This window comes from Arthrobacter sp. Hb9-2 (genome assembly GCF_059091165.1).
Map to the genome: position 1 here is coordinate 1 of NZ_JBNHGJ010000063.1, position 8,815 is coordinate 8,815.

Annotated in this window: 8 protein-coding genes; all 8 read right to left on the minus strand. The window is 58.6% G+C overall.

The genetic code is table 11. The annotated features are described in order from the left end of the window. Nucleotides 1-901 precede the first annotated feature (901 nt). The 8 genes from AC5RV1_RS20725 to AC5RV1_RS20760 all read right to left on the minus strand — a co-directional run bounded on the left by AC5RV1_RS20725 (nucleotide 902) and on the right by AC5RV1_RS20760 (nucleotide 8,716). On the minus strand, nucleotides 902-1,264 hold the full coding sequence (locus tag AC5RV1_RS20725) for a nuclear transport factor 2 family protein (RefSeq protein WP_493995867.1): 363 nt from the start codon (nucleotides 1,262-1,264) through the stop codon (nucleotides 902-904). Nucleotides 1,265-1,344: 80 nt separating this feature from the next. Continuing rightward, nucleotides 1,345-2,571: an MFS transporter gene (locus AC5RV1_RS20730; protein ID WP_493995868.1), complete on the minus strand. Its 1,227-nt coding sequence runs from the start codon at nucleotides 2,569-2,571 to the stop codon at nucleotides 1,345-1,347. Nucleotides 2,572-2,771: 200 nt separating this feature from the next. Beyond that, nucleotides 2,772-3,506, minus strand: a complete 735-nt coding sequence (locus tag AC5RV1_RS20735; protein WP_493995869.1) for an SDR family NAD(P)-dependent oxidoreductase — start codon at nucleotides 3,504-3,506, stop codon at nucleotides 2,772-2,774. Beyond that, nucleotides 3,503-4,819, minus strand: coding sequence for a flavin monoamine oxidase family protein (locus AC5RV1_RS20740; protein WP_493995870.1), 1,317 nt, complete (start codon nucleotides 4,817-4,819; stop codon nucleotides 3,503-3,505). Before AC5RV1_RS20740 ends, AC5RV1_RS20735 begins: the two co-directional genes overlap by 4 nt. Before the next feature lie 553 nt (nucleotides 4,820-5,372). Continuing rightward, on the minus strand, nucleotides 5,373-5,894 hold the full coding sequence (locus tag AC5RV1_RS20745) for an Lrp/AsnC family transcriptional regulator (protein WP_493995871.1): 522 nt from the start codon (nucleotides 5,892-5,894) through the stop codon (nucleotides 5,373-5,375). 362 nt (nucleotides 5,895-6,256) lie between these two features. After that, the gene (locus AC5RV1_RS20750; protein ID WP_493995872.1) at nucleotides 6,257-6,670 is read right to left on the minus strand and encodes a RidA family protein; all 414 of its coding nucleotides are present in this window, start codon (nucleotides 6,668-6,670) and stop codon (nucleotides 6,257-6,259) included. Between the two features lie 95 nt (nucleotides 6,671-6,765). Beyond that, complete coding sequence (locus AC5RV1_RS20755; RefSeq protein ID WP_493995873.1) at nucleotides 6,766-8,037, minus strand: carboxylesterase family protein; 1,272 nt, start codon at nucleotides 8,035-8,037, stop codon at nucleotides 6,766-6,768. A gap of 145 nt (nucleotides 8,038-8,182) precedes the next feature. After that, entirely contained in the window at nucleotides 8,183-8,716 is a 534-nt protein-coding gene (locus AC5RV1_RS20760; RefSeq protein ID WP_493995874.1) for a flavin reductase family protein, read from the minus strand. Between the last annotated feature and the right edge of the window lie 99 nt (nucleotides 8,717-8,815).

Below are 8,815 nucleotides of genomic sequence, written 5' to 3' on the forward strand. Positions count from 1 at the left end.
GTGTTGACCGAATGAATCCACCCGTTCTTGCCCACAGGGATAAACACCCCGGTATCGATGGTCTTTGTCATTCTAGATGTCCTTCCAAAAGCAATACTTCACCAAGTCTTGGATCCAGACATAGCTGGCGAACAGATTGGATCGTTGATGTGTTTATCGGCTGACAGAACATAAAACACCGCCATTAGAAGCGTGTTCCGGCTCGGGTCCTGTCCGCTGTCGACGGTGAGATTCCCGGGCTTCATACGCCTTTTATCACTGATGCTGGCCAACCAAGGGAGTGGCGTGGATCACTTCAACTGGCCTGCTACACAATGATCTAGCGTTAACATGACTTTCGTCAAGACCTTGCAACTTTATTTCTGAGCGCTTGCTTGACTTCGACGGGCCGCGATTACAGGCTCATACGACGCATTGTGAGACGAAATCAATCACATGCTCAGGTATTAGGGGTGGTATGACTGGTCCGATGCGCGCAACCTGACCGGAGGGCGTCAGAGCCCTAAGGCGACCGAATTGTAGGACATGGAACTGTAAGCCAATGCGAGGACATTGTCTACGAATGAGTTGTTGGCTCTCGCGGCGGTTGACTGGGCAAGGTCGCAAGCAAGGCCATGGATCATTGGGCAAAGATCCAATTCAGAATGATTCTGCCGCTCAACCCAGTCGCCGTAACTACAGCGAAGACGTACGGGGCATCCCCGGAGGAAGGATACCGGTCCCCCATTTCTTCGCGGAGGCCGACAAGAAGCTCGCACCATGCCTGCCTGGAACGCAAAGTTGCTCTCCCGTCGGCGGGTTCAGTGTCGCTTAAAGACCCATAGGTTGCTGCTACGACCCAAAGTCGGGAAGTTGCAGCAACCTACGAGCCAAACCACGCGGTCTGTGGTCGGATATCAGGCTAGTCGTCGCTTGAGGGCTTCTCGTACACATCCCAGTGCTCGACAATCCGGCCATTGGAAACGCGCCAGATGTCGAAAACACCTGCCGGTTCGGGGCCGTACCCGTGGTAGAGGCCGTGGGTCATCACGAGGGTGTCGTCGGCGAGAGCGCGGACGGGTTCATAGCCAAAGCCTTCGGGAAGATTTGCTAGGAAGCCACGGAGTCCGTCGAGTCCGTTGTCCGCGGCCGGAAGGGCGTGGTCAACGTAGTCAGGAGCGAAATCCTGTTCCAGGGCCGTGATATCCCGGTTGATGAAGAGCGCCTTCACGGCATGGAGGACGAGACTGCGGGCGTCGGTCGTTGTCGTCGTGCTATTGATCATGGTGTGTTGTTTCTCCTGTTGTTGGGACGAGGTTTTTGGGCGGGGATCGCCGTTGGACAATCTCCCGGTGGGTAGTCCGGTTATCCCGGCACGTTGGTCTGCTCGGGTGCCGCAGCCGGAAGTGGTTCTTCTGTTGCCGCCTTGCGACGCAAGTAGACAGCGGCGACCAGTGCGATGGCCAGCAGCCCCATGATCGTCGAAAGGGTGGTGATTCCGGGGAATCCGAAGGCTTCGAGTACCCACCCTCCAACAATCGGGCCCAGGGCCATGCTGGCAATGAGGGCGCCGCTGGCTGCGGCCGCGAGCCGACCGGTTGCGTCGATTTGTGCAGCAACAGCAGGTTGAACCGCCATGGTCAGCATGGAGATCATCCCTGCTACGTTTACGGCCACCACAACTGCCGGCGGTGATTCTATTGTCGTTGCGATTACGACCGAGAGTGTCAGGAGTGCGGTGATGACTACCAGGCCGGAAGCAAGGTGCCGCTGCCAGCCGGCCATCACCATGGCTATAACGCCGCCAATTGCTGCTGTCAGGTAAACGACCGTGAAGATGACGGCAATGGCGTCGACGTCGAAGTTGGCTCGTACGAGCAGTCGATCCGAGTAGGCGTAGTAGACCATGTTGAAAAGACTGGTGAGGAAGATCCCGGAAAGAAGCAGAACCGAAGTCGTTTTGACTGATCGCGATCGGCGGGTCCGGGGAAGTTCCGGCGTGCCGGTTACGGTCGCGACCTTGCGGGGCAGAACGAGAAGAGAAACGAGTATCAGCGGGATTATCGCCAGCGGGGTGATGAAGAGCCCGCGGAGACCGAAGCTTTCAACCGCTGCATACAGGGGTGTTGGGACGGCGGCTGAAACTACGTTGGCCAGTACCATTCCTGCCCCAAAAACGAGCACGGGGTACTTTTCCAAGGCTCCTGCGGCATTTGCGACTGCGAACAGTGCGCCGTTTCCCAACCCGGCGATGGCCATGCCAACGAGGACGCCTTCACCGCCTGCGAAGACCAGGGGGTAGCAAAACCCTGCGGTTTGGAGGATTGTGGCGAGGAATGCCAGCTTTCGAGGAGAAATTTTCGTGACCAGGAAAGTGGCGCCGATGGCAGCAACTGTCATACCACCGAGGTAGGTGGAGTTCACTCCGCCGGCTTGGGATGGGCTCATCCCGCCCGCGTCGATGAGGATTCCGGTGTACAAGGGCAGAAGGTTCGGGATGAAGAACAGGAGGGTAAAGATGAGGCTGTAGGCAACCACGGGTATCACTTTTGCCCTCAGGACCCCGGATGTATCTGCAGTGGTTTGAGCCACGGACATGTCGTTCCTTCCTTGGAACTGGTGTCTAGTTGTTGTGTCACTCCGCCCCGTCGTTGGAGCGGATGTAGTGGAAGCACGGAACGGTAACCGTGATGGAAGAGGGCCCCGTCGGTGGTCCACGAGGCAGCCCCTGTGGCGGCGAACAAATTGCGCTACTGATCCAGCAGGCCTGAGGGGAGACTTTGCGCCCAGACCTACATTGTTGAGGTCAAGCCGCCGTCGACGACGAGGGTCTCCCCGCTGATGTATGTATTGCGTTCGGAGAGGAGGAATGCAATTGGTTCGGCTATTTCAGAGGGTTCGGCGGTGCGCGCGATGGGCAGCCGGCCGGAGTCGACAAACTGGGTTTGGAACCACTCTGAGTCGGCTTCGTTAACGCCGGTGTCAGGGTCGTTGGACATCCGTGTCCGAACGAAGCCTGGTGAGACCACGTTCAGTAGAACGTTCTGCGGGGCCAACTCCTGGGCCAGGGTCCGGCTGGCGGCGTCAAGGGCTCCCTTGGCCGTGTTGTATGCCAGGAATGACGGCATGGCGGCGAACGCGCCAGTAGAACTCACGTTAACGATCCGCCCACCGCCGGTCTTCGCCATGCGCCGCCCGGCGGAGACGGACAAGAACACAGCTCCTTCGACGAAGATAGCCATCTGCTTGCGAAGGGTGTCCAGCGTGATGTCTGCCATGGTTGTGGGGGAAGCGGCGCCAGCGATGTTGGCGAAGGCTGCAATACTGCCGTGCTTATCTTCAATGCGGTCAAGGAGCTCGTCGTGCGCGTCGGTTTTCGTGACGTCAAACTCGTAGAAGGTAACCCCGTCGATCTGTCCGGGCTCCCTGTCCAGGCCGACTACATCAAAGCCGTCCTCCACCATACGGCGTGCTGTCGCCGCACCGATTCCATTTGCTGCGCCTGTGATGACGGCGACCTTCTTCATACCATCTCCTTGATTTGAGCCGCATCTGCGGCTGCGATTAGGCGGTGTGCCGCCTCATAACCGGTTTCCAAAGCACCTTCAATCCAGGAGAACCAGCGGAGAGAGATGTCTGCGCCGGCAAAATGTAGCCGGTCCTCGTCCGCACTCGGCGTTGCCGCGAGACCGGTAAGTTGGCCTGGACGCGGGGAAATCCACGTCCCTTGAGAGAAGTCGTCGACATTCCAGTCGTGCCCGTCGACGGCGATGACGCGAGCACCGGGGATGTAGTCGTCCACGGCCTTTTGGACGTCCTCGACGCTAAACGGGGAAAAGTTGTCCGCCGGATGTGCGAAACCAACAAGGAGGCTCCGGTCCCCGAGGTGCTTGGCGGTGGACAGCCAAGTCACGCCGCTGTCCAGTCCCCAGCCGACCGCCTGTACATTTTCCGGGACGCCCTCGACAAGCGCAAAGAATTTGAACCCGTGCCCGACGTGCCCGTCACCAAACAGTACTTGTTTGCCTGCGTTGAGGGGTGGATCGAAGGCCACCTGGGAAAGAGTGTTGACGGGCAGTGCAACTACTGCGCGTTCCGCCCGCAACTGTTCTCCGTCAGCGGTAGTGACGGTGACGCCGGCAGCGTCCTGGGTGATCCCCTGCACGGTGGTGGAGAGCCGGATTTCACCGGTGAAGTCTCCGGCCATGGCATCTATCAGGCTGGCCGTTCCACTTTCTATTAGCAGGGATGGTGCCAGGGCGACGGGGCTGCCCCCCAGGGCGGCGATTGAATGCAGGTGGTATAGAACCGAGTTGTCGTGATTGTCGGTGCCTGAGTACAGGGAAGCCCATGACATCAGCAGATCACGCGTGATCGGCCCGGGTTCCAGGCTGTTTATGAAGTCTTCCACTGAAACATCGAGGTCTTGGATGTCCTGCAGGTGATGAGGAGTCCCCACCGTGACTCGGGCTGCGGCGGCGCGGAGCTGTGAGAGGGCTTCCTCAGCGCTGACAGCTTCCTCCCACGGCACGGGCAAACCGGTGCTTTCCCATCGCCGGCCATTTAGGTGCCAGATCAAACGCTGAGGCTCGGGAGGATATACGAGCTGCAGCCCGTAGCGCATTGTTTCGTTCCTGATGTGGGTGTGGGCCTCGTCAAGGTAAGTCCCCCCAAGTTCGATTCCGACCTCTGTCCCTGCAAATGACCGGTAGGCTGTGCGTCCGCCCAAGCGGTCCCGTGCTTCAACCAGGAGTACCGAAAGACCAGCTTCCGAAAGCTCCCGCGCGGCCATTACGCCAGCGAAGCCGCCGCCGACCACAATCGAATCCCAAGTGGCCATGATTTGTTCCTTCCATGGACCGGTGCAGAAAACCCGTTCCGTGTTTAGAGCTCATGCTCGTCTTGGGTCGCCGGTTGTCCGGGTCGCATGTTTTGCATGAGTTGTGTGTGCTGCCAGAGAGGCGAACACCCTCCCGTCATTCGGAGGGCCTTTGGAGCAGAGGCTCCTGAAGTCAGAGTGATGGATCTCACCAACTCTGCATATAGGAAACAATAGTACGAAAAAAGCTGCGCATGTCAAAGGAAAATTAGAAAGTTTCTTGTATATGCGCAGAAATCGCTACCTGTTGCTACTTTTGCTGTGCGAACCTGTTCAGGAAATTTTGACTCGGCTAGCTGTTCCTGGGGTTTGAAGGCAGGTGGAAGTGGCCGGGCCTTGGCAGAAGTTGGTAAGGCGCATCACAACCCTGGGATATCGGCGGCAACTGTGCAGGCCGAGTACGTCAGATCGGCGAACATACCACTTGGCTTGGGAAGTAAAGCTCTGAAGGCGGTTGCTCCTGAAGGGATGTGACCCTAAAAGCACTTAATTTCTGGTCGGTCTGATGCGCCGTTCATTCAGTTTCCAGGTCCTTGGATCGCAGCAGCCGCCAGTGCAGTTTGTGAACGTCGATCTCGAGCATCACCTTCACGGACTGGACCCCTGGCAATTCCCTTACGCCTTGTGTCAACTTCAGCAACTCTGCATCGTCTTCGGCGTAGATTTGAATGCAGAGGTCGAATTCTCCGAGCATCGTGGAGAGGTAGACGACCTCCGGCCATGCCTCAAGGGCCTGGACAACTTCGTCATGGGAGCTCGGCCCGACAATGGCAAGTAGGAGTGCCGGCTTGATCTGTCCGAATCCTGCTGGATTCGCGAAAGCCATGATCCGTACTCCGGCTTCCTGTAGGCGCCGTAACCGCAGGCGCACCGTGGCCTCCGGGATGTTCAAATTCTTGGCAATTTCACGGACTGGGCGGCGCCCGTCCTGTTGAAGCTCCTGAACAATGCGGACATCTACGGCATCGAATTTAGCGGCGGCGGTGTTCGTGGCTGATCGGCCTTCCTCGTGAATGAGCCTGAGTTCATGGCTCACTGCATCATGCTGGACGATACCGCATCTCCGTCCGAAGTTTTGGAAGGTTGTGTACATGCAGAAGTAAATTGACTGAGTGGGGCCAACCCTTTTGATCGTGAACGGCGGTATTTGCGCGTTCTATGGCGGTGTCTGAAGTGAGCTTGGATACAGACGCGGTGAACGTGTGAGGACGGTGACGAGACGGCAACCTCCCGCTGCGTCCAGCTGGTCGAAGCGGCTGCCCCTCACCTATGGCCACGAAGGGTGGAGCCGTGAGCGCCACCTGAGAGCGGTGCGTCTCTCGTCCATTCGATTTTGGGCCGTACAGGCCCTGGAAGCTTACTGTTCAGTGTCCAGGGCCTGTCAGGTTAATCCTTGAGTCAAACTTTGGCATCGGGGGCATAGGCGATGGCGTCTACTTCCAACAGCATGTCTGGAGTTATGAGCGCGCTGACTTGGATACCGGTGCTCGCGGGGTGCCTGTCGCCGAAAAACTCCCGCTTCACTTCCCAGAACGCCTTTGTCGTGTCAGCGTCCCGCAAGGGAACTACGAGGTAGTTTGTTAACCGGACAACGGATGTCAGATCACAGCCCACGAGTCCCAGAACATGTCGCATGTTCGTGAATACCTGACGCGCCTGCGCCTGGAAATCACCAAGCCCGACGAGCTCACCTTTTTCGTCATAGGGGACCTGTCCTGAAAGCCAAAGGTAGTCGCCTGCTTTGACCATCTGTGTGAGCGGATAGTCCTTGTCCCACTCCCAGTCTGGCCGGATATGCGTGAGGTCTGACATCAGTTTCCTTTCCCGGCCGGTCTCGGGCCAGTGATTAGTGGTTGTTGTAGGGGTTTTTCCATCGAAAGTCAGTGCTGCTCGTCCGTACCTTTGGACTACGGGGCAGGAGAGGGGTCCTGCTCAAGCCTGTTGATGACTTTCGTATGCTTTGAATACTTCTGCCAGCCGGCGCCCGGGTTCCCATTTCGAGCAAACGCCCCCCAGATTCCGCGCAGGTACAGGCCTCTGCGTTCGAGAAGATTCCAGTCACCGCCCGTCACCATGGGGGCAGACGTCCAAGCCTCTTTACTGCCGAGCAGGAAAGGCAAGTCCATGCAGTGCGGTGACCCCCAGCCGGATTCCGGTACGTCCCAATCAAACTCGTAGAGCCAGCAGGGGTATCCGTTTCCCACAGCTTCGTCCACTACCTCCCGTGTTCCCTTGATCATTTCGGCTGCGTTTCGTTCACGCACTGCCTCCGCGAACTGTTCGAAGACGCCTGGGCGTGGTTCGAATATCCCGTTCTCGATCATGATGAACGGGAGGGTGTCGTCGCGGGTCCAGCCTGCGAGGAGGCGGGTACGGATCGGCTGCTCTATCCCAGGCCTGACGGGTGCCCAGATTTCGACAGTTCCCGCCTGCTCCGCGAAGCGCGTCTGCCCGGCAAGAATTTCCGCGGTGGACAGGGAGCGTGGATCCCGGCCGACGAGCTCTGTGAATGCCTTCGCCTGCCGGGTGACGTCCTCACGTTGGTAGGAAAGCCGGCCGAGATTGATGTCGCTGCTCTGGTAGATTGCGCCTTTAACGTGCGGACCAAGACCCCAGCGCTGCATCACCTCTATGGCAAATCCTCCGGCGGACTGTCCGAAGAGCGTGATGTTGTCGGGATCGCCCCCGAACTGGTCGATATAGCGATGAACCCATGCGACGGCGGTCAACTGATCGGTGGTCGCTGGGCTGGGCTCCTCTACGTCATCCAGACACAGATATCCGAGCACGCCTAGCCTGGCCGTCACGGTGACCACAACAACGTCCTGCTCTGTCGCGAGACGGGATCCGTCATACCAGGGAAGCTCACCGCCACCGGTTATGAAGGCGCCGCCGTGAAACCAGATCATGACTGGGCGACTGCCTATAGTGCCCGGGGTAAAAACGGACAACACCTGACAGTCCTCCGACTGTTCCAGTGGCGCCGGGGGACCCAGCAGCACGTCAAAACGTGACGGATTCTGCGGCGGGAGGGGGCCAGCTACATTCCCCGGTTCCGCTCCCTGGAACGGAACCAGCTCCGCGGCGGCAAAACGCTCAGCACTGGCGTACCTTATGTTCCGGTAGGCGAGGCAGTCATTCATATTGGTATCCACTCTCGTCTGAATCGACACACTCACTTACGCCGTGAGGCTTTCGAGGTGTCCGAAAGCCTCACGAACGCTCACCTTCACCTCCCAGACATTTTATGCTCCGGGCCTTACCAGGCAGCCCTTTCTTAGGCGGGCAACCGTGCGGCAGTGAAGTTGTTGGCGGGGTGTGGTGTTAGTCTGCGTTGAGTTCGAGCAGGTGGCGGTATTGGCCTTTGAAGTAGAGCAGGGGGTGGCCGGAGTGCCATTCCGGGGTGCTCATTTCGTTGACGCGGCCGATGACGATGTAGTGGTCCCCGGCTTCGTATTCGGCGAAGATGTCGCAGTCGAGCCACATGAGGGTGTCTGCGATCACGGGGTTCTGGTTCCGGGTGGGGTTCCAGTCGATGCCGGCCCATTTGTCGGTGCCTTTGCGGGCGAACTGGTTGGAGATTTCGTGCTGGGCGTGTGAGAGGACGTTCACGGAGAATTTCCCGGTTTCGCGGATCCGCGGGTAGGTCGTGGAGTTCAGCATGACGCTGAAGGACACCAGGGGAGGCTCGGTTGAGACGCTGTAAAACGACTGGCAGGTGAACCCGATGGGTTCGTCCCCGGCAAGCCCGGCGATGATGGTGATCCCTGAGGCGTAGTGGCCGAGCGTGTTCCGGAAGGACCGGGGGTCGATCTGGTCGCCGGTGACGATGTCCTGGATGTTCTGTACAGATTGCATTGGTGTGTCTCCTAGTTGTGACGGATCAACACGGTTAAGCGGAAGGGATGCTGACGCGCAGGGCGGTGGCAACGTTGCCGAGCCGGCGCAGGTTCGCGG